Source organism: Streptomyces sp. NPDC014889, from assembly GCF_043081205.1.
Lineage (GTDB): Bacteria > Actinomycetota > Actinomycetes > Streptomycetales > Streptomycetaceae > Streptomyces.
The window spans coordinates 135543-161403 of sequence record NZ_JBIBWH010000008.1 but is presented as its reverse complement, the minus strand read 5'-3'; the positions used below and the strand labels follow the sequence as shown (position 1 = coordinate 161403).

Below are 25861 nucleotides of genomic sequence, written 5' to 3'. Positions count from 1 at the left end.
CCCTGATTGGACCGGGATCCTGTGCCAATCGGCCGCTAGCGTCGACGGCATGACCCATGACTCGCCCGACTCGCCGACCCGCGTCGACTTCTACTTCGACCCCGCCTGCCCCTTCGCCTGGATCACCTCCCGCTGGCTGCTCGAGGTGGAACGCGAGCGTCCGCTCGACCTCCGGTTCCACGTCATGAGCCTGTACCTGCACAACACCGGCAACGAACTGCCCGACTGGTACCGGGAACTGGTCGGCAAGTCGATCGGCCCGGTGCGCGTCGCGGTGGCCGCGGCCGAGCGGCACGGCGAGAAGGTGCTGCGGGACCTCTACACCGCGTTCGGCGTCCGCATCCACGAGCGCGGGGAGGAGGACTTCGACGCGGTCGTCACCGGCTCCCTGGCCGAGCTGGGACTCGACCGGGACCTCGCCGCGGCCGCGCACGATCCGTCGTACGACGAGGCGGTACGGCGCAGTCACGAGTCCGGCGCCGAGACGGACACCGGCGCGTACGTGGGGACGCCCACCCTCCATGTCGACGGAACGGTGTGGTTCGGGCCGGTGCTGCGGGCCGTCCCGCGCGGCGCCGAGGCGGCGGAGCTGTTCGACGCCTTCCGGGTGCTGGCCACCCGGCCGGACTTCTTCGAGCTCAAGCGCACCCGAACCGGATCACTCCGCTTCGACTGAGCCCCGGCCGCGCGTCCCTCGCGTACGGCATGGGCGGGATGATCCACATTCGGGGGGCCGGCGGAGGCAGGGCAGTGACACTTGCGCGTCGCCGCACGCTGAACTGAACGGCACCACTGCTCACCGGTCAACGGCGGGTGGTGGTGGGTCCGTTCGCGGACCGGCACCACGGGGGAGTGCCGGGACGCGGACGGAGCCCGTTCCCGTCCGCCGGTCCGTCAGGCGCCCAGGGCCGCCGACAGCGGCAGCCGGGCGGCGTCGTAGCGCTTCAGCAGGACCCGGGCCACCTCCGGTGCCGGACCGAGGACCCCGGCCAGCACGTCGGCCCCGGCCTCGGTCGCTCCGCGGGCGATGCGGTCCGGCAGGAAGCCCGGCGCCAGCACGTACGGGGCGACCGCGACCCTGGCGCAGCCCAGTTCCCGCAGTTCCCGCACCGCGTCCTCGGTGCGCGGCGGGCAGGCGGAGGCGAACGCAGGCCGCACGGCGCACCAGCCGGTGTGCCGCCACTCCCGCGCGGTTTCTGCGATCACTGCGATCGCCTCCGGGTCGGAGGACCCCGCCGAGGCCAGGACGACCCCGGTCGAGGACTTGTCGGCGGGGTCGAGCCCCGCCTCGTACAGACGGCGCTCCAGGGCGTCCGTCAGCAGCGGTGAGGGGCCGAGGACCTCCGCCTGCCGGATCCGCAGCCGCGACGGCGCGCGGCGCAGCACCGAGGGGATGTCCGCCTTGGCGTGGAAGGCCCGGGTCAGCAGCAGCGGCAGGGCCACGACGTCCCGGACCCCGTCGGCCGCCAGGGCCTCCAGCACGCCCGGCACGGACGGCACGTTGAAGTCCAGGAAGCCGGTCTCCACCCGCAGTCCGGGGCGCAGGGCCCGGACCCGGCGGACCAGGGCGTGGACGGTCGCGGCATGGCGCGGGTCGCGGCTGCCGTGGGCGACGACGAGGAGAACGGGCTGGTGGATCACGGGCGTTCAGCTCTTCACGAGAAGACCGCGGCTCCGCAGTACCCGCCGCTCCAGCGGACTGAAGATCAGCAGGTCGATGGCGATGCCGACGAACAGGATCAGGATGATGGCCTCGAAGACCATGGCCATGGAGCTCGCGTTGCGGCCGTTCTCCAGCAGCGCGCCCAGGCCGATGCCCAGGTCCGGCGAGGAGGCGATGATCTCCGCCGCCATCAGTGACCGCCAGGAGAACGCCCAGCCCTGCTTCAGACCGGCCAGGTAGCCCGGCAGCGCGGCCGGCAGGACGATGTGCCAGGCGCCCCGGGCACCCGTCGCGCCCATCGTGCGGCCCGCCCGCAGGAACAGCGGCGGCACCTGGTCGATGCCGGACACCAGCCCGTTGGCGATGGACGGGACCGCGCCGAGCAGGATCACCGCGTACATCATCGAGTTGTCCAGGCCCAGCCAGATCACCGCCGGCGGCACCCACGCCACCGACGGCAGCGACTGCAGGCCCGACAGGATCGGGCCGATGGCCGCCCGCACGAACTTCACCCGGGCCACCAGCAGTCCCAGCGGGGTGCCGATGGCCAGCGCGAACAGGAAGCCCAGCAGACCGCGCGAGACGGACGTCCAGATGAAGCCGAGCAGCTTGCCCTGCAACCAGGCGTCCTTGAACTCGCCGCCCACGTCGGCGGGCGAGGGCAGCCGGCTCGGGTCGTCGACCACCTTCAGGGAGATCAGCGCCTGCCAGACCACGAGGACCACCGCGATCGCCACGACCGGCGGCAGGACCTTGTCGACCAGGGTCCGACGCAGCGGCGCACGGCCGGCCGTGGTGGCCTCCAGGGCGTCAAGGCCGGCCTCGACGTCGGCCAGTTCGGCGCCCCGCGCCGTCTTCGTCTCAGTGCTGGCCATGTCGGCGGATCTCCCCACGCAGGACTTCGGTGATCTCCAGGGACAGTTCCGCCACGGGCGCGTCCTCGATGCGGCGCGGCTGCGGGATGTCCACCGCCCACTCGCGGGCCACCCGGCCCGGACGGGAGGACAGCAGCACCACGCGCTGGGCCAGCCGCACCGCCTCGCGCACGTTGTGCGTGACGAACAGCACCGACACGCCGGTCTGCTGCCAGATCCGGGTCAGCTCGTCGTGCAGGACGTCCCGGGTGATGGCGTCGAGCGCCGCGAACGGCTCGTCCATCAGCAGCAGGTTGCTCTCCTGGGCCAGCGCGCGGGCCAGCGCCACCCGCTGGCGCATCCCGCCGGACAGTTCGTGGACGCGCTTGCCGTACGCGCCCTTCAGCCGGACCAGTCCGAGCAGCTCCTCGGCCCGGCCGCGCCGCTCGGGCTTCGCCACCCCGCGCAGCCTGAGGGCGAGTTCGATGTTCTTGCCCGCGGTCAGCCAGGGGAAGAGGGCGTGCTCCTGGAACATCAGGGCGGGGCGGCCGTCCGTCGTGATGGACCCGGCGGTGGGCCGGTCCAGCCCCGCCACCAGGTTCAGCAGGGTGGACTTGCCGCAGCCCGAGGCTCCCAGGAGGGTGACGAACTCGCCCGGAGCGACATCGAGACTGATGCCGTCCAGCACGAGCTGCTGCCCGCCCGGTGCCGCGAAGGACTTCGAGACGTTCTCGAGGCGGGCCGCGTGCTCTACGGTCTCCGCGGCCCTGGCAAGGGTCGAGGCCATGGTCGTCACCTCCTGGGAACTCTTCGGCTACGGGCTCTACTCGGCGCCGAGGCCGGCGTCGTCGACGGTCGGCTCGCCCGCGGCCTTCAGCACCTTGTTCAGCGGGGCCAGGTCATAGATGCCGGCCAGCTTCGGGCTCTGCAGCAGACCCGCCTTGACCGCGTGCTTCGCCTCGGTGTCGAGGGTCGAGGCCAGCGGGTCGTCGGTGATCTGGATGGACGTCCACGCCGGGTCGAGGACGTTCTCGGGCAGTTCCTTGCCGGAGTCGACCCCGAGCTGCCTGTTCGCCGCCGTCTTCGCCTCGTCCGGGTGGGCGTTGATCCACTTGTTGGTCTCCACGGAGGCCTTCAGGACCGCCTCGACGGCCTTCGGGTGCTCCCTGAGGAACTTCTGCGACACGATGATGTTCGTGATCACGAACTTCTTGTCGGGCCACAGCGACGACTCGTCGAGCAGCACCTTGGCGCCCTCGGCGACCAGCTTCGACGCGGTCGGCTCCGGCACCCAGGCGCCGTCGATGGAGCCGGACTTGTAGGCGTCCGGGGTGATCTTGTTGTCGGTGCGGACGACGGAGACGTCGCCCTTGCCGCTCTGCGCGTCGACCTTCCAGCCCTGCTCCGCGATCCAGTTGAGGAACGCCACGTCCTGCGTGTTGCCGAGCTGCGGGGTCGCGATCTTCTTGCCCTTGACGTCCGCCAGGGACGTGATCTTCTTCGGGTCGACCACGAGCTTGACCCCGCCGGAGGCCGAACCGCCGATGATGCGCAGGCTCTTGCCGTCCGACTTGGTGTAGCCGTTGATCGCCGGGGACGGGCCGATCCAGCCGATGTCGATGGAGCCGGAGTTGAGGGCCTCGATCTCGGACGGCCCGGCGTTGAAGACCGACGGCTTGACGACCGTCGCGCCCAACTCCTTCTGGAAGAAGCCCTTCTGCACCCCGACCAGCGCGGTCGCGTGGGTCAGGTTGCCGAAGTAGCCGATCCTGACCGAGTCGAGACCGTCGGTCTTCTCGGCCCCGGCGGCCACCTTCTGCTGGGCGCCGTCGTCGGCCTGGGAGCCGTAGCCGCAGGCGGCGAGCGTGAGCAGGGGCAGGGCGGCGACCACGGCGAGGCCGCGGCGGAGTACGGGCCCGGGGGAGCCCCCGGCCGGGCGGAGGCGGAACGGGGGAAGGCTGGCAGGCACGGGAGGCTGTCCTCTCGCAGGCCCGGCGGTCACGGCCGGTCAGGCCGTGGCCGGGAAGTCGGCAGGTCCAAGTAAGCGGGGGTGGGGGGTGAGGGCGCGCGGGCAGTGCGCGTACGTCAGCGCGCACATCGCGCCACCCCGCCCTGTCCGCTGCCGAGGGCGCCGCTGCCGACCCGGCCGCCCTCCTTGGCGAACGTCGAGTAGAAATCGCGAGAGTTCATGGTCAGAAGTCCCAGCCGTCCTCGTCCGCCGCGTCGCTGACCGGCGCGGGCGCGGCGAAGGACTCGCCGACCATCCCCGCGGTGAGCGTGGTGCCGTCGGCCGGGTCGATCAGGATGAACGAGCCGGTGCGGCGGGAGTCGGCGTAGGAGTCGACCGGCAGCGGCTCGGCGGCGCGGATCTTGACCCGGCCGATGTCGTTGGCGACGAGCTGCCCGGGGTGCGGGTGCAGGGACAGGTCGTCCAGGGTGAGCCGGGACGGGATGTCCTTGACGATCGCCTTGACCGTGCGGGTGCCGTGCTTGAGGAGCACCCGGTGGCCGACGGTCAGCGGCTGGTCGGCGACGTGACAGACGGTCGCCTCCACGTCCTGGGTCGTGTCGGGCGCGTCCTCGCTGGGCACGATCAGGTCGCCGCGCGAGACGTCGATGTCGTCCCGGAGCAGGACCGTCACCGACTGCGCCGTCCAGGCCACGTCCACCGGCTCACCGAGCAGGTCGATGCCGGAGATGCAGCTGGTGCGGCCGGACGGCAGCACCGTGACCTCGTCGCCGACCCGGAAACTGCCCGCGGCGATCTGGCCGGCGTAGCCGCGGTAGTCGGGGTGCTCGGCGGTCTGCGGCCGGATCACGTACTGCACGGGCAGCCGCGCGTGGCAGTGCGCCAGGTCGTGGCTGACCGGGACCGTCTCCAGGTGCTCCAGGACGGTCGGGCCGCCGTACCAGTCCATGCTCGCGGACGGCTCCACCACGTTGTCGCCGACGAGCGCCGAGATCGGGATGGCGGTGACCTCCGGGACGCCCAGTTCGGTGGCGTACGCCGTGAACTCCTCGGCGATCGCGGCGAACACGGGCTCGCGGTAGTCGACCAGGTCCATCTTGTTCACGGCCAGGACCACGTGCGGCACGCGCAGCAGCGCGGCGATCGCCGCGTGCCGGCGGGTCTGCTCCACCACGCCGTTGCGGGCGTCCACCAGGATCACCGTCAGCTCGGCGGTGGACGCGCCGGTGACCATGTTCCGCGTGTACTGCACATGGCCCGGCGTGTCCGCGAGGATGAACCGGCGGCGCGGCGTGGCGAAGTAGCGGTAGGCCACGTCGATGGTGATGCCCTGCTCGCGCTCGGCGCGCAGCCCGTCGGTCAGCAGGGCGAGGTCCGGGGCCTGCTGGCCGCGGCTCGCGGAGGCGCGTTCCACGGCCTCCAACTGGTCGGTGAGGACCGACTTGGAGTCGTGCAGCAGCCGGCCCACGAGGGTGGACTTGCCGTCGTCGACGGAGCCGGCGGTGGCGAACCGCAGCAGGGTGGTGGACGCCAGGTCCGTGGTGGTGGTCATCTCTAGAAGTACCCCTCGCGCTTGCGGTCTTCCATCGCGGCCTCGGACAGCTTGTCGTCGGCCCGGGTGGCGCCGCGCTCGGTCAGGCGCGAGGCGGCGATCTCGGTGATCACCTTCTCGATGGTGTCGGCGTCGGAGTCGACTGCGCCGGTGCACGACATGTCACCGACGGTGCGGTAGCGCACGAGCCGCTTCTCCACGCTCTCGCCGTCCCTGGGGCCGCCCCAGTCGCCGGCGGTCAGCCACATGCCGTGGCGCGAGAAGACCTCGCGCGTGTGGGCGTAGTAGATGCCGGGCAGTTCGATGCCCTCGCGGGCGATGTACTGCCACACGTCCAGCTCGGTCCAGTTGGACAGCGGGAACACCCGGACGTGCTCGCCGGGCGCGTGCCGGCCGTTGTAGAGGTTCCACAGCTCGGGCCGCTGGCGGCGCGGGTCCCACTGGGAGAACTCGTCGCGCAGCGAGAACACCCGCTCCTTGGCGCGGGCCTTCTCCTCGTCGCGGCGGCCGCCGCCGAAGACCGCGTCGAACCGCTCGGACCGGATCCTCTCGGTCAGCGGGAGGGTCTGGAGCGGGTTGCGGGTGCCGTCCGCGCGCTCCTTGAGGACGCCCCGGTCGATGTAGTCCTGCACGGAGGCGACGTGCAGCCGCAGCCGGTGGCCGGCCACCGTGCGGTCGCGGTATTCGAGTACCTCGGGGAAGTTGTGCCCGGTGTCCACGTGCAGCAGCGAGAAGGGCACCGCGGCGGGCCGGAACGCCTTCAGCGCCAGGTGCAGCATGACGATGGAGTCCTTGCCCCCGGAGAACAGGATCACCGGGTTCTCGAACTCGCCGGCCACCTCCCGGAAGATGTGCACCGCCTCGGACTCCAGCGCGTCCAGGTGGGAGAGGGCGTACGGGCTGCCCGTGCCCTCGTCGCCCGCCTTGGTCTTGGCGACGGTCGTCATGCCAGTCCCCTCTCGCTGAGCAGCGTGTGCACGGAATCGGCCGACTCCCGGACCGTCTGGTGCTGCGACTCGATGCGCAGGTCCGGCGCCAGCGGCTCCTCGTACGGGTCGTCGACGCCCGTCAGGCCCGTCAGTTCGCCCGCGGCCTGCTTGGCGTACAGACCTTTCACATCGCGCACGGAGCACACCTCGACCGGGGTGGCGACGTGCACCTCCAGGTACGCCGTGCCGTTCTTGGCGTGCCACTCGCGCACCGCCTCGCGGCTGTCGGTGTACGGCGCGATCACCGGAACCAGCGCCGTGACCCCGTTGCGGGCGAGGAGTTCGGCGACGAAGCCGATGCGCCGCACGTTGGTGTGCCGGTCGGCGCGGCTGAAGCCGAGGCCCGCGGAGAGGAACTCGCGGATCTCGTCGCCGTCGAGCACCTCGACGCGATGGCCCTGCGCACGCAGCCGTCCGGCCAGTTCGTGCGCGATGGTGGTCTTGCCGGCGCTCGGCAGACCCGTGAGCCAGACGGTGGCTCCGGTCGTCACGTGTGTCTCCCTGTGGGTGGAAGCAGTCGTCGGCGGTGTCGTCGGTACGGTCATGGGTCAGCCGTGCAGTCCGCACTCGGTCTTGGCGCTGCCGGCCCAGCGGCCGGCGCGCGCGTCCTCGCCCTCCAGCAGGCGCCGGGTGCAGGGCGCGCAGCCCACGGAGCCGTAGCCGTCCATCAGCAACGGGTTGGTGAGCACGCCGTGTTCGGCGACGTAGGCGTCCACGTCGTCCTGGGTCCAGCGGGCGATCGGGGAGACCTTGACCTTCCGCCGCTTCTCGTCCCAGCCGACGACCGGCGTGTTCGCCCGGGTCGGGGACTCGTCGCGGCGCAGCCCGGTCGCCCACGCGGTGTAGCCCTTCAGGCCCTCCTCCAGCGGCCGCACCTTGCGCAGCCGGCAGCACAGGTCCGGATCGCGGTCGTGCAGCCTCGGGCCGTACTCGGCGTCCTGTTCGGCGACCGTCTGCTCCGGGGTGAGGGTGATGACGTGGACGTCCATCACGGCCTCGACCGCGTCACGGGTGCCGATGGTCTCCGGGAAGTGGTAGCCGGTGTCGAGGAACACGACGTCCACGCCCGGCATCGCCCGGGAGGCGAGGTGGGCGACCACCGCGTCCTCCATGGAGGAGGTGACGCAGAACCGGCGGCCGAAGGTGCCGGCCGCCCACTGGAGGATCTCCAGCGCGGAGGCGTCCTCCAGATCGCGGCCCGCCCGTTCGGCCAGCGCCTTCAACTCGGCTTCGCCCACCGCCTCCTGAGTGGCCGCAGTCATATCCCCTCGCCCCCTTCGTGGCCGGCGTGCCTCACGCCCCGGGCGAGCAGGCCGAGGAACTTCAGCCGGAAGGCCCGGTTGCATCCCGCGCACTCCCACGCGCCGTGGCCCTCCTCGCTGGGACGCAGGTCCTCCTCACCGCAGTACGGGCAGTAGAAGGGGGCGGCACGCTCGCTCATGACAGCTCCTCCTCGGATGCCCGCGCGGCCCAGGCGGCGAACCGCTCGCCGTCCTTGCGCTGCTCCTGGTAGCGGGTCAGGATCCGCTCGATGTAGTCGGGCAGCTCCGTGGCCGTCACCTTCAGTCCGCGCACCTTGCGGCCGAAGCCTGGCTCCAGGCCCAGTGCGCCGCCCAGGTGCACCTGGTAGCCCTCGACCTGCTCGCCGCGGTCGTCGACGACCAGCTGGCCCTTGAGGCCGATGTCCGCCACCTGGATACGGGCGCAGGCGTTGGGGCAGCCGTTGAGGTTGATGGTGATCGGCTCCTCGAAGTCCGGCAGGCGGCGCTCGAGTTCGTCGATCAGCGTGGCGCCGCGCGCCTTGGTCTCGACGATGGCGAGCTTGCAGAACTCGATGCCCGTGCAGGCCATGGTGCCGCGCCGGAACGTGGACGGCCGGGCGGTGAGGTCCAGGGCCTCCAGACCGGCGACCAGCGAGTCGACCTGGTCACCCTCGACGTCGAGGATGATCATTTTCTGCTCGACGGTGGTGCGGACCCGTCCCGAGCCGTGCGCCTCGGCCAGTTCGGCGATCTTCGTCAGGGTGGCGCCGTCGACGCGGCCGACCCGCGGGGCGAAGCCGACGTAGTGCCGGCCGTCGTTCTGCCGGTGCACGCCGACGTGGTCGCGCCACTGCTGGACCGGCTCCTCGGGGGCGGGCCCGTCGACGAGCCCGCGCTTCAGGTACTCGTCCTCCAGCACCTGGCGGAACTTCTCCGCGCCCCAGTCGGCGACCAGGAACTTCAGCCGGGCCCGGTTGCGCAGCCGCCGGTAGCCGTAGTCGCGGAAGATCGACAGGACGCCCTCGTAGACGTCCGGGACCTCCTCCAGCGGCACCCAGGCGCCCAGCCGCACGCCCAGCTTGGGGTTGGTGGACAGGCCGCCGCCGACCCACAGGTCGAAGCCGGGCCCGTGCTCGGGGTGGCGCACGCCCACGAACGCGACGTCGTTGATCTCGTGGACCACGTCGAGCAGCGGGGAGCCGGAGATGGCCGTCTTGAACTTCCGGGGGAGGTTCGAGTACGCCTTGTTGCCCAGGACGCGGCGCTGCATCTCCTCCAGCGCCGGGGTGGCGTCGATGATCTCGTCCTCGGCGATGCCGGCGACCGGGGAGCCGATCATCACGCGCGGGGTGTCGCCGCAGGCGGTGACCGTGGACAGGCCGACGGACTCCAGGCGGTGCCAGATCTCGGGCACGTCCTCGATCCGGATCCAGTGGTACTGGATGTTCTGCCGGTCGGTGATGTCGGCGGTGCCGCGCGCGAACTCCTGCGACACCTCGCCGATGACCCGCAGTTGCCGGGTCGTCAGCCGGCCGCCGTCGATGCGCACGCGCATCATGAAGTAGCGGTCGTCCAGCTCCTCCGGCTCCAGGATCGCGGTCTTGCCGCCGTCGATGCCGGGCTTGCGCTGGGTGTACAGCCCCCACCAGCGCATCCGGCCGCGCAGGTCGCTCGGGTCGATCGAGTCGAAACCGCGCTTGGCGTAGATGGTCTCAATACGTGTCCGCACATTGAGACCGTCGTCGTCCTTCTTGAACTGTTCGTTGCCGTTGAGCGGGGTCAGATGCCCCACGGCCCACTGTCCCTCGCCGCGGTGACGGCTCACCTTGCGGCGGGACGCGGCGGGGTTCTGCGGGGAGGCGGCCATGGTCGATACGTCCTTCGGGACAGCGGGAATGCGGCTCTGGAATGCGGCTTGGGACCTGCGCGTGTGCAAGCGCATGGGCAGGCGCGCCGGCGGGCGCGTCTGTGCGCAGGGCGGGGCAGCAGGAAAAGCGGGACAACCAGGGAAGACGGGAGAGCCGGCGGTGCCGGGGCGCGTGGCCGTCAGGCCACGGCGGGTGGGGTCAGCTCCCCGGACAGATGGCGCTGGACATGCGGCCGTGGTCGACGTGCCGTCGGCTCACCAGGGCGACTCCAGTTCCAGACATGCCGAAAGCCTGGCACGGCGATCTGGACAGCGTCCAGCATCGTCCGACATGCGGACACCCCTGTCCCGGGATGCGGGACAGGGGTGTTGTGCGGCGCAGCGGCCGCCGTCGTTGCGCCCACCTGTCGTGGGCCACCAGGGGCTCAGGCCGGGTACGCCCCCGGCCACGGTCCCGGGGTGGCCACCTCCGGCTCCTCCTCGACCTTGGTGTCGAAGAGCGTGAAGCCACGGCGCTGGTAGTTGTCCATCGCGTACTCGCCGTCCTTGCTGCACGTGTGCAGCCACACCCGCTTCGTCGGCGTCCGCCCGGGCCAGCGCTCGGCCAGGTCCCAGGCGCGGGCCGTGCCGCAGGACAGCAGGTGGCCGCCGATCCGCCGGCCGCGGAAGGGCGCGATCAGCCCGAAGTAGACGATCTCCACGACGCCCTCGTCCTGCGCCTCCAGCTCGACGTAACCCGCCGGAGTGCCGCGGTCGTACGCCACCCACGTCTCGACACCCGAACGCTCCAGGTACTCGCGCCACCGCGCGTACGACCAGCCCAGCCGGTCCGTCCAGCGGATGTCGCCGCCGACCGAGGCGTACAGGAACCGGCTGAACTCGGGGGAGGGGATCTCGGAGCGAACGACCCGCACGTCCCCCTCGGGCACGGCGGCCGGCAGGAGGTCGGTCGGGGAGGTCTGCTCCAGGGACCAGGTGGTCACGGCGATGCTCGTCATGCCGGTCAGAAAATCATCCGCGCCGGTCCGCTGTCGATCGGGAGTGCCGGGTCTCACTCGGGACGCGCCCGCCGACCCGGACCTGTCGCGGCTCCCGTGCGGCCTACCGCAGTTCCCTTTCGACCGCGGCCAGCGGCAGCGCGAACAGCATCCGGCCCGACAGGGACCAGACGTCGCCGGTCTCCTGCCAGTAGGACAGGGAGCCGGTGCCTTCGCCCCAGCAGCGGTGGGTGTCCTCGGAGCCGCACGTGGCGGCCTTCGCTCCGCGCTCGTCCTGCCGCCACAGCGTGCCGTGGGTGCCCTCGTCCGCGGGGCGGCCCAGATACCAGTCCGGCGGTGCGAACGGCCTCGGGCGGTGCGACAGGACGCCCCGGACGTCCTCCGCCTTCGTCCCGTAGGCCTCGGTGGAGGTCACCGTGGAGCCGGCGTCGGTGTCCAGCAGACCCGAGCGGCCGGGGTCCTGGCTGAAGGAGTAACGCCACAGACGGGTGTGGTGGCCGCCCTCCGTGGGCGCGGCCTGACTCGCGACCAGGCTGGCCGGCGCGGAACTGCGGTCCAGGGACAGGCCGTCCGGGCAGGGCGGCGCGGACAGGTCCGTGCCCGCCTCCCGGACGCAGTTGCCGTCGGCCGGGCGGTAGGAGGCGACCGCGGGCAGCACCCACCGGTAGCCGTGCGCCGACCAGCCGCCCGGCACCCGGCCCACCTCCTCGCCGCCGACCGTGGCGCGGTGGATGCGGCGCAGGTCGTAGACGTACAGCGCGTCGCGCTCGTCGCCCGAGGTGGTGACCAGCAGCTTGTCCCGGTACCAGACCATCCCCGACACGTCCGAGACGAGCCCGCGGAAGTCGCGTCCGCCGTCGACCGGGACGGCGAGCAGCGCCCAGGTGTAGGTGAGGTGGCCGGGGTCGTCGGCGTTGACGAAGGCCACCCGGGCCAGACCGCGGCCGTCGCCGGCCTCGTGCGTCCAGCCGGAGAGGATCACGCGGTGGTCGCCCCAGCGGCCGTCGCTCTCGGCGTCCCCGGAGGTGGTCACCGACTCCGGCCGCCACAGGCGGGTGGCGGAGTCGGCGGGGTCCCAGCAGTACGCGCGTGTGGCCGCCGGTTCGACGGGCAGTGCCTTCTTCTCCTCGGCGCCGCACGCGTCGGCGCGGCGCAGCGAGCGGTCGGTGCCGCTGAGCACCGTGTCGACACCGACCGGCCGGCCCATCGCCTTGGCGAGCCGGTCGAGGGACCGCTGCGGCACCGGCTGCTCGGTCAGCCGCAGCCGGTCGAGTTCGGCGGACGAGGTGAGGGGCCTGAGCGCCCCGGGGTCGTCGGCGACCGTGGCCTGCGAGGTGCTGATCATCGTGGCGGTCGCGGTCAGCGCGAGGCCGGCCCCGGCCAGGAGCGCGCGCAGCGCCCTGCCCCGTCTGCGCCTGCGGTGTCTGCCGCGCTGCTTCATACAGCCCCCTTTTCAGGGCTCGGTCCGCCTCCGGGACGCCGGGTTCCGCACACACGGGCCAACTGCTTCGGAAGGTCCGAGCGTTGACCGAGGAGCGGTTGGGGCGGCCCTGCGGCGATGCTACGGCAGTCGGGCCCGCGAGAGGTCGAAGACCCTGCAAATATGCGGAAGATGCCACCGGCGGCCGAACCCTTGACCTACCGGAGGCCGCCGGGGTCACCCACCCGCGCCACTCGCGGCACGGTGACGACATGCTCCCCGCCCGCCGCCGGCGCCGCTCGGACCGCCGGCGCCGCCGAGTGGGGGAGCAGGTCGGCCGGGTCGTCCGGCAGGAGCAGTTCGACGTCGGTGTCCTCGCGGAAGCGGTAGGGGCGGTGCTCGAGGTACGGACCCAGATAGCGCCGTACCCGCGACATCTCCGCGCGCACGGTCACCTTGCGGGCCGGATCGCCGAACACGTCCTCCGCCAGTTGCGAGGCGCTGCGGCCGGAGCGCTGCGCGGCGAGCAGATAGAGCAACTCGGCGTGACGTGGACTCAGTTCGTGGGTCCAGGAGCCCTCGTCGCCCAGCACGGTCACCGACCAGCGGCGCGGCCGGGCCAGGTCCAGCACGATCCGGGCGCCGTCGGGCGGCGCCGGTTCCGCGCCGACCCGCACCAACCAGCCGTCCGCCAGCGGCTCCAGGGAGCACGGGCCGACCCCGGGCAACCACACAGGGCCCGCCGAACGGGACTTGGGCAGCGGGATCCGCGCCGTGTACGGCATTCCGGTCACCGCCGCCGTCCAGCCGTCCGCGTCCACCACCACCGCCCGGCGGTCGAGCCGGGCCAGTACGGGCGCCGCGACCGCCCGCAGTCGCTCCAGCGAGGCCAGATGCAGTTCCCGCAGCGTCGCCTCGGCCAGTTTCGCCACCGAGCCCACCCAGGCCAGCGAGGCCGGATGCATGGTCTCCAGCGGGCCGCTGACGTTCACCACGCCGAGCAGCCGCCCGTCCCGGGGGTCCGTGACGGGCGCCCCGGCACACGTCCACGACGCGTGCGCGCGCAGGAAGTGCTCCGAGCCGAAGACCTGCACCGGCCGGCGCAGCACCGCCACCGTGCCCACCCCGTTGGTGCCGACCGCCTCCTCCCGCCAGTCGGCGCCGACCTCGAAACCCATCCCGTCGGCCAGGCGCAGCACCTGCGCACCGCCCTCCCGCCACAGCACCCGGCCCTCCGCGTCGGCGACCACGGCGACATGAGGGGTGGCGGCCGCGGCCGGCAGCAGCCCCTCCCACAGTGCGGGCAGCACATGCCGCAGCGGGGACGCCTCCCGCCGCAGCGTCACCTCCTCACCGGCCAACAGCCCGGAACGGGCGTCCCGCTTGGGGTCGAGACCGCCGCGCAGCAGCCGCTCCCAGGACTGCCCGATCACCGGACGCGGTGCCACCCGCGCCCGCTGCCCGGCGAGCGTCGCCGCGCGTGTCTCCTTGAGCACCCTTGCCGCCTGCGCCGGATCGACGGCGACGAGCCGCGCCACGTCCACCGGCGCCTTGGCCACTGAGTCCTCCCATGAAAGGGGTCGGGCAACCGACTTCCCCACCGCGCCGGGGCCATGCCGCCGAGTCACCGCGGCCGCCCCGTCCACCCTGCCGCACGGCCGTCCCGGAAGGCCGCGATCCGCTCAATCCGGCCCGCGCGTTGCAACCCCTTGCAACCCTGGTGAACAGCATGGGGTTCGTTGAAACTTGTGCAACGCCGCCGCGCGCGGCGTCCCGGCCTGCAACGGGCCGACGAGCGGGGGTGGTGCCGTGTCGGCGCAGCACCACCCCCGCGTCAGTGCGCGGGCCGTGCCCGGTCCACCACCGCCGCCAGGTTCAGCGTGTGCGGCAGCGCACCGAACGTCGCCCCCCACTCGCCGCCCAGCCGCGAGGCGCAGAAGGCGTCGGCGACCTCCGGCGGCGCGAACCGCACCAGCAGCGCCCCCTGGAGCACCAGCGCCAGCCGTTCGGCCAGCCGCCGCGCCCGGGCCTCCATGCCCGCCAGATCGGCGAGTTCGGTGAGCAACTGTTTGATCGCCGCGTCGAGACGGTGGTCGGCGCCGCGCGCCGGAGCCACCTCCCGCAGATAGGCGTCGAGCGCTTCCGGCTCCCGCGTCAGCGCCCGCAGCAGGTCCAGCGCCTGTACGTTCCCGGCGCCCTCCCAGATCGAGTTGAGCGGCGACTCGCGCACCAGGCGGGGCATCCCGGACTCCTCCACGTACCCGTTGCCGCCCAGGCACTCGGAGGCCTCCACGGTCAGCGGCGCGCACCGCTTGGTGACCCAGTACTTGGCGGCCGGCACCGCGATCCGCAGCAGCGCCCGCTCCTGCTCGCCCCCGTCGTCGTAGGCGGCCGCCAGGCGCAGCGCGAGCGTCGTCGCCGCCTCCGACTCCAGCGCGAGGTCGGCCAGCACGTTGCGCATCAGCGGCTTGTCGACGAGTTTGCCGCCGAACGCCTCGCGGTGCCCGCAGTGGTGCACCGCCTGCGCCACCGCCTGCCGCATCAGGCCGGCCGACCCGAGCACGCAGTCCAGCCGGGTCGCCGCGACCATCTCGATGACGGTGCGCACCCCGCGCCCCTCCTCACCGACCCGGCGCGCCCAGGTCCCGTCGAACTCGACCTCGGCGGAGGCGTTCGACCGGTTGCCGAGCTTGTCCTTCAGCCGCTGGATCAGGAACACGTTGCGCGTGCCGTCCGGCAGCACCCGCGGCACCAGGAAGCAGGTGAGCCCTCCAGGGGCCTGCGCGAGCACCAGGAACCCGTCCGACATCGGCGCCGAGCAGAACCACTTGTGCCCGGTCAGCTCGTAGGCGCCGTCCTCGGCGAGCGGCCGCGCCGCGGTGGTGCCCGCCCGTACGTCGCTGCCGCCCTGCTTCTCGGTCATGCCCATCCCGAACAGCGCCCCGGCCTTCAGGTGCGCCGGCCGCGGTTCGCGCTCGTAGACGACGGATGTCAGCCGGGGCTCCCACTCGGCGGCCAGTTCCGGGTCGGTGCGCAGCGCGGGCACGGCCGCGTGGGTCATCGACAACGGGCAGCAGGTGCCGGCCTCGACCTGCGTCCACATCAGGAAGGCGGCCGCCCGCCGCACATGCCCGGCCGGCCGGGTCCAGGCCGCGGTCAGCCCGGACGAGACGCCCTTGCCGAGGAGCCGGTGCCAGGCCGGGTGGAACTCGACCTCGTCGACGCGGTGGCCGTAGCGGTCGTGGGTGCGCAGCCGCGGCGGGTTCTCGTTGGCCTGCGCTCCCCACTCCTGCACCTGCGCCGAGCCGGCGGCCCGCCCGAGGGCCGACAGCTCCCCGCGCACCTCGTCGAGCAGTCCCGGCTCCACGTGCCGCCCGACCGCCTCGGCCAGGGCCCGGTCGGCGGCGAAGACGTCGTAGCCGACCAGCGGCGGCGGCTGGTTGGTCACGGTGTGCGTGCTGGGTGCCATGGAACGGAACCTACCGCGCGGTACGGCTCCGGGCATCACACGGACGCCGGACACCGGGGCCGCCGGGCCACCACGGAGCCGCCCCGCACCGGGCAGGCCGGGTCCGGATGGGTCCTTCCCGGGTCCTGCCTGGTGGCCCGTCCCCTTGGCGGGTGAAGGTGAGGGGGACGGACGGAGATACCTTTGGGTCGTGCAGCAGTCAGCCAGCGATTCCCCCGAAAGGCCCTCCGGCCGCCTCCACCGGGCACGAGCCCTCTACCGGAACGTATCCAAACGCAGGACCGCCTGGCTGCTGCTGAAGGACACGGTCAACTCGTGCATGGAGTACCGGATCCTGGGTCTGGCCGCCGAGGCGGCGTTCTTCTCCCTGCTGTCCGTGCCGCCGCTGCTGCTGAGCCTGATCGGACTGCTCTTCTACGTCGACACCTGGACCGGCGCGCACACCATCGCCAGCCTGGAGCGCAACATCCTGGACGCCTCCCGCACGGTCCTGTCCGACCAGGGCGTCAAGGAGATCACCGAGCCGATCCTGCGGGACGTCATGAAGGGCGGCCGGCCCGACGTGATCTCCATCGGGTTCGTGTTCGCCCTGTGGTCGGGCTCGCGCGCGGTGAACGTCTTCATCGACACCATCACCGTCATGTACGGCCTCGACGGCGTGCGCGGCATCGTCAAGACCCGGCTGCTGGCCTTCGGGCTGTTCATCGTGGCCCTGCTGATCGGTTCGATCGCGCTGCCGCTGATGGTGGCGGGACCGGACGCGGTGGTGCGGATCGTGCCGTGGTCGACGACGGTGGTCCAGGTTCTGTACTGGCCGGTCGTCATCGTGCTGTCCGTCGTCTTCCTGACGACGCTGTACCACGTGTCCGTGCCGGTGCGCTCCGCGTGGATCGAGGACGTGCCCGGCGCGCTGGTCGCCCTGGCGATGTGGGTGGTGTGCAGCTTCCTGCTGCGCATCTACCTGACCAGCACCGTGGAGGGCCCGACCATCTACGGCTCACTGGCCGCGCCGGTCGCCGTGCTGCTGTGGATCGGTGTGTCCGCGTTCGCCGTGCTCGTCGGGGCGGCGGTCAACGCCGCCATCGACCGGGTCTGGCCGGCCGCCGCCACGGCCTCGGCCCGCGCCGCCAACGAGCGGGTGCGCGAGGCGCAGATCGCCGAGTACGTCGCCCGCGCCGCCGCGACCCGCGAGAACGAGCCCGACGACCCCGACGACCCCGACATGCCCGCGGAGTTCCCCGAACGCTGGTCGCGCTTCCTGCCCCCGGAGGACGTGACGGCCCGGCTGCGGTCCCACGTGCGCAGCACGCACGCGCGGAGCCCGCACAAGGACGAGCAGAACGGTTCGTCGAACCGTTCGAACCCGTCGAAAGAGTGACCTGACCCCCGGTCCGCGCCGCTCGCCCGCGGACCCGTGGCCCTGGGCCTGCCGCGCGGATCTCCGGGGACGTAGGGTCGTCCGCCATGGGCTGCCGACTCCTCGTGCACACGCGTACCGCCGACTACCGCCACGACTCCATCCCGGACGCCGTCGCGGCACTCCGCGCCCTCGACGGCTTCGAGGTGGAGCACACCGAGGCCCCCGAGGCTCTCGCGCGGCCCCTGGAGCGGTACGACGCCGTCGTCTTCCTCTCCACCAGCGGCGAGGTGCTCACCCCGGCGGGCCGGGAGCGCCTCGCGGCGTACGTCGAGCAGGGCGGCGGGTTCGTCGGGGTGCACGCGGCGGCCTGCACGGAGTACGACTGGCCGTACTACGGCGAACTGCTCGGCGCCCGGTTCGCCCGGCACCCGGAGTACCAGCCGGGCCGGGTCCTGGTCGAGGACGCGGACCATCCGGCCACCCGCCACCTGCCCGCCGAGTGGGCTTTCACCGACGAGTGGTACGACTTCCGCACCAACCCGCGCGACACCGTACGGGTCCTGGCCCGCGCCGACGAGTCGTCGTACCGCGGCGGCGGCATGGGCGCCGACCACCCTCTGGTGTGGTGCCGCGAACAGGGCCGGGGCCGCGTCTTCTACACGGCCCTCGGCCACGCCTCCGAGGCCTACACGGACCCCGAGTTCCGCGCCCACCTGCGCGGCGGCATCGAGTGGGCGGCGGGACTCGCGACCGGCTGAGGCGCGGGACGGGGGCTCGGCGGCCGTCGCTACGGCGCCGTACGGTCCGTCGGACCGTGCGCGTGCCCGCCCGCAGGGCCCTGCGGGCCGTCCTCGCCCGGCAGCAGGACCGTCGCGAGGATGCGCCGCCTGCGTCCCGGACCGGGCGGCAGGGCCAGGCGGGGCTGGAGCACCCGGACCAGGTCGTTCAGCATGGCGGCGTACTCCGCGTCGTCGAGCCACATCCCGGCCAGGTTGTACGTGGCTCCGTCCCGGACCGGGTCGGCGTCCTCGCGGGCGAGGTAGCGGTCGGCGTCGTCGAGGAGGCCCGCGACGAACGCCATGAAGGCGTTGCGGTGGTCGTCGGGGCTCATCCGTGCGACCTCGTCCGCGGACATCTTCGCGGCGGCGGCCCGCAGCACGTACGTGCGCTCCACGGCGCCCCGCACCTGCCGTTCCGCCACGACCATCAGCACACCGGCGTCCACCAGGCGCGCCACATGGCGGTACAGGCTGGTGGAGGGCACGTCGGACAGTTCCTCCCTGAGCGCGCCGGTGGTCAGCGCCCGGTCGCCGAGGAAGGCCTGCACGATCCGCAGCCGGACCGGATGGAGGAGGAGATCAGCGGTGGTCACGACGTCACCCTAGTAGCCATATCTTCCCAGCGTTGGTAATGTTCCCACCGCTGGGATTGATCGGCATCGATTCGGAATTGATCCGGTACCCGTCCCTGAACACCGTGTCCGCCCTCCGAGAAGGAACCTCCCGTGCCGGCCGACTCCTTCCCCGCGTCGTTCCCCACCCCGTGGATGGCCCTCGTGCCGCTGGTGGCGCTCATCCCCGCCATCTACTGCATGATCGACATCTCGCGGCACCCCGACACCCGGCAGCTCCCGCCCCAGGCGTGGCTGGCCCTCTGCGCCTTCGGCAACGTGATCGGCCTGGCCGCCTACCTCAGGTTCGGCCGCAGCGAGAACCGGTAGCGGTCCACCAGCCGGCCGTGCCGACGGCCCGCGCGCCGGAATACCGGGAGGCGCCGGAGCGCTTCCCTGATACCGGTGCCGCGCGCGGTGAAGGGCTGGTGGACGCATGACGGCCGACGGAGCCGGCAGAGGCGACAGATCGGACCCCGTGGTCACCACCCCCTACGGGGCGGTGCGAGGAAGACATGAGCACGGCGTGGCCGTGTTCCGCGGCATTCCGTACGCGGCGCCCCCCTTCGGCCCCCGGCGATTCCGCCCGCCGGTGCCGCCCGAGCCCTGGGACGGTGTGCGCGACGCCGCCTCCTTCGGCCCGACCGCGCCGAAGCCCCCGTACTCCGAGGCCTTCGCCCGGTACCTGTCCGACCCGGTCGTCCCCGGCGACGACTGCCTCAACCTCAACGTGTGGACACCCGTCCCCGACTCCGGCGCCCGGCTCCCCGTCATGGTGTGGCTGCACGGCGGCGCGCTGACCCGCGGCTCCTCCGCCGTGCCCGTGTACGACGGGCGGGCCTTCGCCCGTGACGGCGTCGTCCTGGTGTCCGTCAACTACCGGCTCGGCGTGGAGGGCTACGGACTCTTCCCGGACGCCCCCGCCAACCCCGGCCTGCGCGACCAGCTCGCCGCCCTGCGCTGGGTCCACGAGTCGATCGGGGCCTTCGGCGGCGACCCGGACCGGATCACCCTGTGCGGCCAGTCGGCCGGAGCCATCAGCATCGGCGCGCTGATCGCCGCCCCGCAGGCCCAGGGCCTGTTCCGGCGCGCGGTCCTGCAGAGCGGCCCTCCGGAGGCCGCCGACCGTGGCAACGTACGGCGGATGGTGCGCCGCATGGCGGCCCGGCTGAAGGTGCCCGCCACCGCGGAGGCGTTCGCCGCCGTCGACCGGGACCTGCTGCTGCGCACCCAGGCCGAGGTCGGCCGGCTCAGCAGCCCGGTCCTCGGCGGGCCCGCCTTCGGCATCGTCGTCGACGGCGACCTCGTCCCGCGCGACCCGCTCCGGGCCCTGGTGGAGGGCGACGCGGCACGGGGCGCGGAGCTCCTCTTCGGCTGGACCCGCGACGAGTACCGGCTGTGGCTGGTCCCCGGCGCGCTGCTGGAGCGCGTCGACCGGCTCGGCCCGGTCGCGCTGGCCGGCGCCATGGCCCGCTGCCACTGCGGGCACGAGGTGATGCGCGGCTACCGGGCGCTGCGCCCCGGGGCCGGCACCGCCGAGATCGTCGGCCAGCTCGTCACCGACCACCTGCTGCGCCGTCCGCTGCACAGCCTGGCCGACGCCCGCCCCGGCTCCTCGTACGTCTACGAGTTCGCCTGGCCCTCGCTGCTGCCCGACCTCGGCGCCTGCCACGCCCTGGAACTCGGCTTCGTCTTCGACACCGGCGACACCCCGGACTCGCGCAGGCTCGCCGGGGAGGGCGCCCCGCAGGAGCTGGCCGATGCCCTGCACGCGGCCTGGGTACGCTTCGCCACCGACGGCGACCCCGGCTGGCAGCCCTGGGACGCCACCCACCCGGTACGCGTCTTCGGCGACGGCCCCCCACACACGACCCACGGCCCACGCGACGCCGAACTCGCCCTGTGGACGACCGCCCCCGAGCCGCTCCCCGCCTCGAACGGCGCCCGGCCCCGCGCCGCGGAACTCCGAGCGGTCGTACGCCGCCTGCGCCGCCCGGGGGGTGTGGGCGGCCGCTGACGAGCCCCTAGCTCGGGGGAGCCGTGTCCGGAACCGGGCGGGCCCGGCACGACCGGCCTGCCGACGGCGACCGGGTGGGTTCCGTCTCGTCCTGGGGCCGCGCCCGGTACGAACCGCCTGACAACTGGGCGGGCGTTGAACGGGGCGCGGTGGTGCGCCTCCCACGGGTTCGACAGCATGCGGGCCACCGCCGTGTCCCGCCGGCCCGCAACCAGGGCCCGCCCGAAGGGGCAGGCCCTGGTCCGGGACGTCAGCGGATCACGGCGAGGGGCTCACCGTTGTGCGGTCCGTTGGCTCTTGCGAGGTACCAGCCGTCGAGGGCGGGGCCGGGGGTGCGGTAGGCCTCGCGGCGTTCTTCAAGTCCCACGGACCTGTTGTCGGCACCGACTCGCTCAAACCGCCGGCCGGAGTCAGCGCCAGTTCACGCCAGTAGTACGTCCCGTCACAGATCGTGTCGGTCCTGATGAGCGTGGTCGTCGTGCTCTGGTCGACGCTGGGCGAGAGCGCTCCGGGTGCGGTGAGGCGCAGACGGACGGTGACGGCGCGAGCTCCCACGTCGCTCGGGAGGAACACGTGGGTACTCAGAAGCGACGCCGGCTGGAGTGTCCCGCGGGCGCAGTGGCTTGCGGCGCACAGCTGGAAGGAGCCGCCCGCGAGATCCGGGTAGTCGGCCCTCAGCAGGCGCACGTTCACGGAGGAGGCGGCCTGGGCCATTGTGCAGGAATCTTCGGTTCCGCATGCGGAGGTCAGCATGAGAACTCCGCATGCGGCCAGCAGTGCGGTGCTCCTCTTAGCAGCGGTCACCACTTCTTCACTCCTCCGGGGAGGGCCTTCTCGGCGAGTGCGATGTCCGTGAAATCCACCACGCAGTCGAGGTCAGTGGCATCGCTGCAGTCGTGGTCACTGTTGTTGCTGCTGAAGAGGCTGGAGCATCTCCCACCCGAGATGATTCCCTTCGCGTACACGTAGCCCGGCTGTTTGCCCGACTGCAGCACTGTGTAGACCGGACCGCCGGAGTCTCCGCCGATGACGCACTTGCCCGAGCTCTTGACAGCCTCAGTGATGTTGTGAGCCACCGATCCGTTGCTCGAGCTCGGACTGGCTGTGGGCGACGATCCTGGTGTCGGGGGTGACGGTGGCACTGGTGGTCTCGGCCGGATCGGCGACGCCGTCCTCGGTGGTGGTGCTGCCGTCGGGCTCCTCGGGCGCGTCGGGAAGGCTGGCGTCGTCGCTGCCCTGGTCGGCGGGGACATCCGTGACCTCGATCGGCGCGGTCGCGGTGTTCTCGGCGGCGGCGGTGGTGACCGGGGCGATGATCTCGCCGCTGGTCTGGTCGAGGTAGGGCGGGGCGAGGGTCTCGGGAGAGGCTTCGGCCCGGGCCTGGGCGATGTTCAGTGCGGAGGCCTGGACCACGGTCGGGTTGACGAGGGTGTGCGTGCGGCCGGGGCTCAGGGTTGTGACACGTCTGAGCTCGACGGTCACCTCGTCCGAGGGGGCGGGCGAGTTGGCCCCGGTGAACACGGCTCTTATCCGGAGTTCTCCGTCGGCGGTGAGCGCGTCGGTGTTCCAGTTCAGCATTGGGGTCTTGCCCTCGGTCATACCGACGGGCCAAGTGGCCTCTTTCCCGCCGGCGGCCAGCGTGACACTGCTGGGATCGATGGTTGCCCAGGTGTTCGCCTCACTGCGCCGGTAGTGGAAGGTCGCACCGGTGAGGTCGTCGGGGCCGGCTGCGGCCAAGGAAACGATGTGACCTACTTGCTCTCCGCTGAGGGGAGCCGTGAGGCCGGCGGTGCCGACATGGAAGGTGTAGGTGGTGGCGGCTGAGGTGTTGCCGGCAGTGTCGGTCGCGGTCACCGAGAGCAGGTGGCTTCCCGTGGTGTCCGGTGTGAGCGTGATCCTCGTGGTCGCACTGCGTGTGTTCAGGGTGGTCGTGGTGCCCCCGTCGAGGCGGTAACTCACCCTCGCCAGCCGGGCGTCCTGGGAGGTGGCGGTGAAGATGCCGGGCAGGCCTGCGTCGCCGCTCCAGGCGTCCGCCGGATAGTCGGCGGAGTCGACGAGCGGGGCGGCTGGGGGAGTGGTGTCGACGGTGAAGCGGTAGTGGGCGGTGTCACCCCACGTGCCGGTGTTGTCGATGCCGCGGACGTGCAGGTACCAGGTGCCGTCGGTCTTGCTGGTGCTGTGTGTGGTGCCGGTCGTGGTGATCGTCGCGGGCGGCACCGTGGTGGGTGTCGCATCGACCAGCACGCTGTACCCGCCGGCGCCGCCCACAGGGGGCGTCCAGGTGGCACGGAAGTCGCCGGACCTGTACGCGTCGGTCTGGTCGGGATGAGTGCTGGAGGTGATCACGGGCGGGTTCACGGCGGAATCGACTGTGAACGCGAAGTGAGCCGCGGCGGTGGACCAGTTGCCGGCGTTGTCCTTGGCCCGTACGTGGAGGTACCAGGTGCCGTCACCGGTGCCGGTGGTGGTGTAGGAGGTTCCTGACTGGTAGGCGTCGGTGGTGGCCGGCAAAGTCGTCGCGGTTCTGTCCACCTTCACCGCGTATCCCGCGATACCGGAGAGGTCCGCCGGCGCCGCCCAGCTGAAGGAGGCGTTGCGCGAGTTGTAGGCGCTGGTACTGAGCGGATGAGTGGGGGACTTGAGGTCGGTGGCTATTCCGGGCGCAGTGGTGTCGACGTTGAACCTGAAGTGCTTGGCTGGGGACCACAGGCCGGCGTTGCTCTTGGCAGCGGTGTGCACCCACCACGTGCCGTCGGTGCGGCCGGTCCAGCTGAGGGCGGTTCCGGTCTGCGTGACCGTGGTGCCGGGTGCGGTGGAGGACGACTGGTCGAGCTTCACCGCATAGCCGGAGATGCCGCTGGTCGCGGTGGCCGCGAGCGTACCCGTGAAGTCCTTGGCCGCATACCAAGTGCTGGAGGATGGATGGATGGCTGGTGCTGGTGAGCGTGGGGGACGCGGGTGCGGAACTGTCGACGGTGAGGGTGTTCCACCCTGACCAGGCGGCGGAAGTGTCCGTGCCGTCGTACGCCTGGACGCGCCACTTGTAGGCGCCGCCTGCGAGCACGGTGGCTGGGGTCCAACTCGCAGTGGTGCCGGAGGCCACGGACGCCGACTTGCCCGTCTGGAGAGCGGCGGTGCCGTCGGACTTCCAGACCTCGAAAGTGAGCTGGACGGTGTCGCCGTCCGCGTCGGTGGCCTTTGCCTGCAGGGTGGGCTTGCCGTTGGTCGTCACTGCCCCCGTGGCAGGTGCGACCAGGGTCGGAGTACCGGGCTTGGTGTTGTAGTCCACGACCAGCTTGGGCGCGTAGCCGACGGTGGTGTAGTTGGCGGAGCGGAAGCGCCGCCAGGCGGTGACGTCCTTGTCGTCGGCGCTGGAGATCTGGAGACCGTAGTTGGGCTGGCCGTCGGCCCAGTCCTGAACCAGCTTGGTCATGCCCCAGTTGGACCAGTTGGGCGGGCAGGTGCTGTCGTAGCCCCAGCGGCCGGTGTTGCTGGAGGAGTTGGTGTCGCTGGTGGTGGGCTGGGTGGCCCAGGTGATCTTGGCGGAGTCCCAGCTGGAGGTGATCCGCTTCGCCACGGTCGGTGCTTTCGTGGTGTCGCATGAGGAGGAGTAGTACGAGTAGAGCGACATGGTCGCCTTGAGGATGTGAGTGCCCTTGAACTTCGAGACGTCGAACTTCAGGTAGGAGTGGGCGACGTGCGTGCCGCCGTCGTAGCTGCCGGACTTCAGCTCCTGAGATCCCTGTTGGGAGTCCGGATAGTCGGGCTTCTGCACCCAGGTGTCGGTGGTGACCGCCAAGGTGGAGGTCGGGTCCACCGTGACCGGGTAGGTCAGGTCCTGCTCGAAGAAGGCCGGATCCGGAGTGAGCACCAGGGTCGTGGAACCGTCCGGAGTCTTCTCGATCGAGGTCTTGCGTCCTTGGACAGCTCCAAGCCCTCGAGACGCATCGGGATCCGGTACGACGGCGCCTTGCCCGGGTCCTCGTCCAACACGATGGTCTGCTCGAAGCCCTGCGGCAGAGCTGTCACATTCAGCGTCGCGCCACCGCCCAGGGCGTAGGCGGCGCTGCTGCCGTCAACCACCGGCTCGGGCAGAGCAGTCGGCCAGTCCATCCCGAAAGTGCGACCCCCGTACCGTACCGCCGCCAGGCGCCGGTCCCTGCCGTCGGAGAACGCCACGTCCGCCACCGTAGTTACCGGCTTCAGATCTCCGGCTTCCAGAGCCAGCGTGGTGTCGATCTGCCGCCAGACGCCGTCCTCCCGCAGGACACGGATCGGGCCGGTGAACGCCTCTGTCGTCAGCGAACCGTCAGGGTTGACGAAGGTCGTCGAGTCCGCCGTCCGCTCCGACAACGCCTCAATCCCGCGCCCCTGCGACTGAGCCATGTACCGCGCCCAGGAAAGGTCCTCCGCCTCGGCCGGACCCTCAACCCGCACCGGTGCAGGTATCGAGCCGACGGCAGGCTCAGGGGCGGAACGGGAAGAAGCCTGAACTGGCGCGCCCACCGCCGCACCGGTGTCCAGCGCCAAGGCCAACACCAACACGCCCGCTATCCGTCGTGACCAGCGCGATGGCGGCCGGTCGGGCCGACCCACCGCCGCTCTCCAATGAAGCATTATTCATATCCTCAAAGTTCATGTGTTGTTCATAAAGAAAGCGCGAATGCCGGCTCCAGCCGGTTGGTCGTTTCGTTTGGAGCACCCATCACGATGCCGAGTCAGCTCCAGGACACCCCGACGCGTGCGGCCACCCGGGACGAACTGATCAACTCGGGCCTCAACAGAAAAGCCGGCTCCGCCCGCGCAATCCGATAGCGGCGCAAGGGAAGACACATCAGGCCCGCCCCTTTCCTTCACTCGGCAGGCACACATCCGCCACAGACGCGCAGATTAAAGCAAGATCGCTCACGTCGAGTCAATGAACGCAATCCACCGGCCAACCCTCATACGTCCCCAGCCCGAATTCGCACGCTGGGAACAAGGAGTGGTCTGAGCAAGGAATTTCGGAACAGGTCCGCGTCCTCGCCCTGGCGGCGTACGACCGTATGCCC

The 25861-nt window shown here is 71.8% G+C and carries 24 protein-coding genes; 5 read left to right on the top strand and 19 right to left on the bottom strand.

Features of this window, described 5'->3' with window-relative positions; genetic code table 11:
* Nucleotides 1-49: 49 nt before the first annotated feature.
* Nucleotides 50-676 carry a DsbA family protein gene (locus tag ACF09J_RS17705; RefSeq protein WP_392306339.1) on the top strand — a complete coding sequence of 209 codons (627 nt, stop codon included), beginning with the start codon at nt 50-52 and terminating at the stop codon, nt 674-676.
* A gap of 218 nt (nt 677-894) precedes the next feature.
* On the opposite strand, the gene ACF09J_RS17700 is transcribed toward ACF09J_RS17705, so the two are convergent.
* From ACF09J_RS17700 to ACF09J_RS17635, 14 genes are all read right to left on the bottom strand, one after another.
* Entirely contained in the window at nt 895-1638 is a 744-nt protein-coding gene (locus ACF09J_RS17700) for a sirohydrochlorin chelatase (protein WP_392306553.1), read from the bottom strand.
* Between the two features lie 9 nt (nt 1639-1647).
* Nucleotides 1648-2538 carry an ABC transporter permease gene (locus ACF09J_RS17695; RefSeq protein WP_392306338.1) on the bottom strand — a complete coding sequence of 297 codons (891 nt, stop codon included), beginning with the start codon at nt 2536-2538 and terminating at the stop codon, nt 1648-1650.
* Nucleotides 2525-3304: an ABC transporter ATP-binding protein gene (locus ACF09J_RS17690; protein ID WP_392306337.1), complete on the bottom strand. Its 780-nt coding sequence runs from the start codon at nt 3302-3304 to the stop codon at nt 2525-2527. Before ACF09J_RS17690 ends, ACF09J_RS17695 begins: the two co-directional genes overlap by 14 nt.
* A gap of 36 nt (nt 3305-3340) precedes the next feature.
* Nucleotides 3341-4486, bottom strand: coding sequence for an aliphatic sulfonate ABC transporter substrate-binding protein (locus tag ACF09J_RS17685; protein WP_392306336.1), 1146 nt, complete (start codon nt 4484-4486; stop codon nt 3341-3343).
* 223 nt (nt 4487-4709) lie between these two features.
* Nucleotides 4710-6038, bottom strand: coding sequence for a sulfate adenylyltransferase subunit 1 (locus ACF09J_RS17680; RefSeq protein ID WP_392306335.1), 1329 nt, complete (start codon nt 6036-6038; stop codon nt 4710-4712).
* 2 nt (nt 6039-6040) lie between these two features.
* Nucleotides 6041-6985 (bottom strand): sulfate adenylyltransferase subunit CysD, encoded by a 945-nt coding sequence (gene cysD, locus ACF09J_RS17675; RefSeq protein WP_392306334.1) that lies wholly within the window; start codon nt 6983-6985, stop codon nt 6041-6043.
* Nucleotides 6982-7518, bottom strand: a complete 537-nt coding sequence (gene cysC, locus ACF09J_RS17670; RefSeq protein WP_392306333.1) for an adenylyl-sulfate kinase — start codon at nt 7516-7518, stop codon at nt 6982-6984. The genes cysD and cysC overlap by 4 nt, the downstream gene beginning before the upstream one ends.
* Nucleotides 7519-7575: 57 nt before the next feature.
* On the bottom strand, nt 7576-8289 hold the full coding sequence (locus ACF09J_RS17665; RefSeq protein WP_392306332.1) for a phosphoadenylyl-sulfate reductase: 714 nt from the start codon (nt 8287-8289) through the stop codon (nt 7576-7578).
* Nucleotides 8286-8468, bottom strand: coding sequence for a hypothetical protein (locus tag ACF09J_RS17660; protein ID WP_392306331.1), 183 nt, complete (start codon nt 8466-8468; stop codon nt 8286-8288). Before ACF09J_RS17660 ends, ACF09J_RS17665 begins: the two co-directional genes overlap by 4 nt.
* On the bottom strand, nt 8465-10156 hold the full coding sequence (locus ACF09J_RS17655; protein ID WP_392306330.1) for a nitrite/sulfite reductase: 1692 nt from the start codon (nt 10154-10156) through the stop codon (nt 8465-8467). Before ACF09J_RS17655 ends, ACF09J_RS17660 begins: the two co-directional genes overlap by 4 nt.
* Nucleotides 10157-10581: 425 nt before the next feature.
* Complete coding sequence (locus tag ACF09J_RS17650; RefSeq protein ID WP_392306329.1) at nt 10582-11154, bottom strand: GNAT family N-acetyltransferase; 573 nt, start codon at nt 11152-11154, stop codon at nt 10582-10584.
* A 103-nt stretch (nt 11155-11257) separates the two neighbouring features.
* Entirely contained in the window at nt 11258-12595 is a 1338-nt protein-coding gene (locus ACF09J_RS17645; protein ID WP_392306328.1) for a hypothetical protein, read from the bottom strand.
* A gap of 197 nt (nt 12596-12792) precedes the next feature.
* Nucleotides 12793-14133, bottom strand: coding sequence for a GAF domain-containing protein (locus tag ACF09J_RS17640; RefSeq protein ID WP_392306327.1), 1341 nt, complete (start codon nt 14131-14133; stop codon nt 12793-12795).
* Nucleotides 14134-14408: 275 nt separating this feature from the next.
* A complete protein-coding gene (locus tag ACF09J_RS17635) occupies nt 14409-16043 on the bottom strand; it encodes an acyl-CoA dehydrogenase family protein (RefSeq protein ID WP_392306326.1) in 1635 nt (544 codons plus the stop codon).
* A gap of 190 nt (nt 16044-16233) precedes the next feature.
* On the opposite strand from ACF09J_RS17635, the gene ACF09J_RS17630 reads away from it, so the two are divergent.
* Both ACF09J_RS17630 and ACF09J_RS17625 read left to right on the top strand, forming a co-directional pair.
* Entirely contained in the window at nt 16234-17421 is a 1188-nt protein-coding gene (locus ACF09J_RS17630; RefSeq protein ID WP_392306325.1) for a YihY/virulence factor BrkB family protein, read from the top strand.
* A gap of 86 nt (nt 17422-17507) precedes the next feature.
* On the top strand, nt 17508-18161 hold the full coding sequence (locus ACF09J_RS17625; protein ID WP_392306324.1) for a ThuA domain-containing protein: 654 nt from the start codon (nt 17508-17510) through the stop codon (nt 18159-18161).
* Between the two features lie 29 nt (nt 18162-18190).
* Here ACF09J_RS17625 and ACF09J_RS17620 read toward each other — a convergent pair whose 3' ends face one another.
* Nucleotides 18191-18775, bottom strand: coding sequence for a helix-turn-helix domain-containing protein (locus ACF09J_RS17620; RefSeq protein ID WP_392306323.1), 585 nt, complete (start codon nt 18773-18775; stop codon nt 18191-18193).
* Between the two features lie 132 nt (nt 18776-18907).
* On the opposite strand from ACF09J_RS17620, the gene ACF09J_RS17615 reads away from it, so the two are divergent.
* Together ACF09J_RS17615 and ACF09J_RS17610 are read left to right on the top strand one after the other, a co-directional pair.
* Nucleotides 18908-19123 carry a PLDc N-terminal domain-containing protein gene (locus tag ACF09J_RS17615; RefSeq protein WP_392306322.1) on the top strand — a complete coding sequence of 72 codons (216 nt, stop codon included), beginning with the start codon at nt 18908-18910 and terminating at the stop codon, nt 19121-19123.
* Between the two features lie 106 nt (nt 19124-19229).
* On the top strand, nt 19230-20810 hold the full coding sequence (locus ACF09J_RS17610; protein ID WP_392306321.1) for a carboxylesterase/lipase family protein: 1581 nt from the start codon (nt 19230-19232) through the stop codon (nt 20808-20810).
* Between the two features lie 800 nt (nt 20811-21610).
* On the opposite strand, the gene ACF09J_RS17605 is transcribed toward ACF09J_RS17610, so the two are convergent.
* The 4 genes from ACF09J_RS17605 to ACF09J_RS17590 are packed head-to-tail and all read right to left on the bottom strand — an operon-like array spanning nt 21611 to nt 25340.
* A complete protein-coding gene (locus tag ACF09J_RS17605; protein WP_392306320.1) occupies nt 21611-21886 on the bottom strand; it encodes a hypothetical protein in 276 nt (91 codons plus the stop codon).
* On the bottom strand, nt 21867-23348 hold the full coding sequence (locus ACF09J_RS17600; RefSeq protein WP_392306319.1) for a PKD domain-containing protein: 1482 nt from the start codon (nt 23346-23348) through the stop codon (nt 21867-21869). Before ACF09J_RS17600 ends, ACF09J_RS17605 begins: the two co-directional genes overlap by 20 nt.
* On the bottom strand, nt 23260-24681 hold the full coding sequence (locus ACF09J_RS17595) for a DNRLRE domain-containing protein (RefSeq protein WP_392306318.1): 1422 nt from the start codon (nt 24679-24681) through the stop codon (nt 23260-23262). Before ACF09J_RS17595 ends, ACF09J_RS17600 begins: the two co-directional genes overlap by 89 nt.
* Entirely contained in the window at nt 24642-25340 is a 699-nt protein-coding gene (locus tag ACF09J_RS17590; RefSeq protein ID WP_392306317.1) for a hypothetical protein, read from the bottom strand. Before ACF09J_RS17590 ends, ACF09J_RS17595 begins: the two co-directional genes overlap by 40 nt.
* Between the last annotated feature and the right edge of the window lie 521 nt (nt 25341-25861).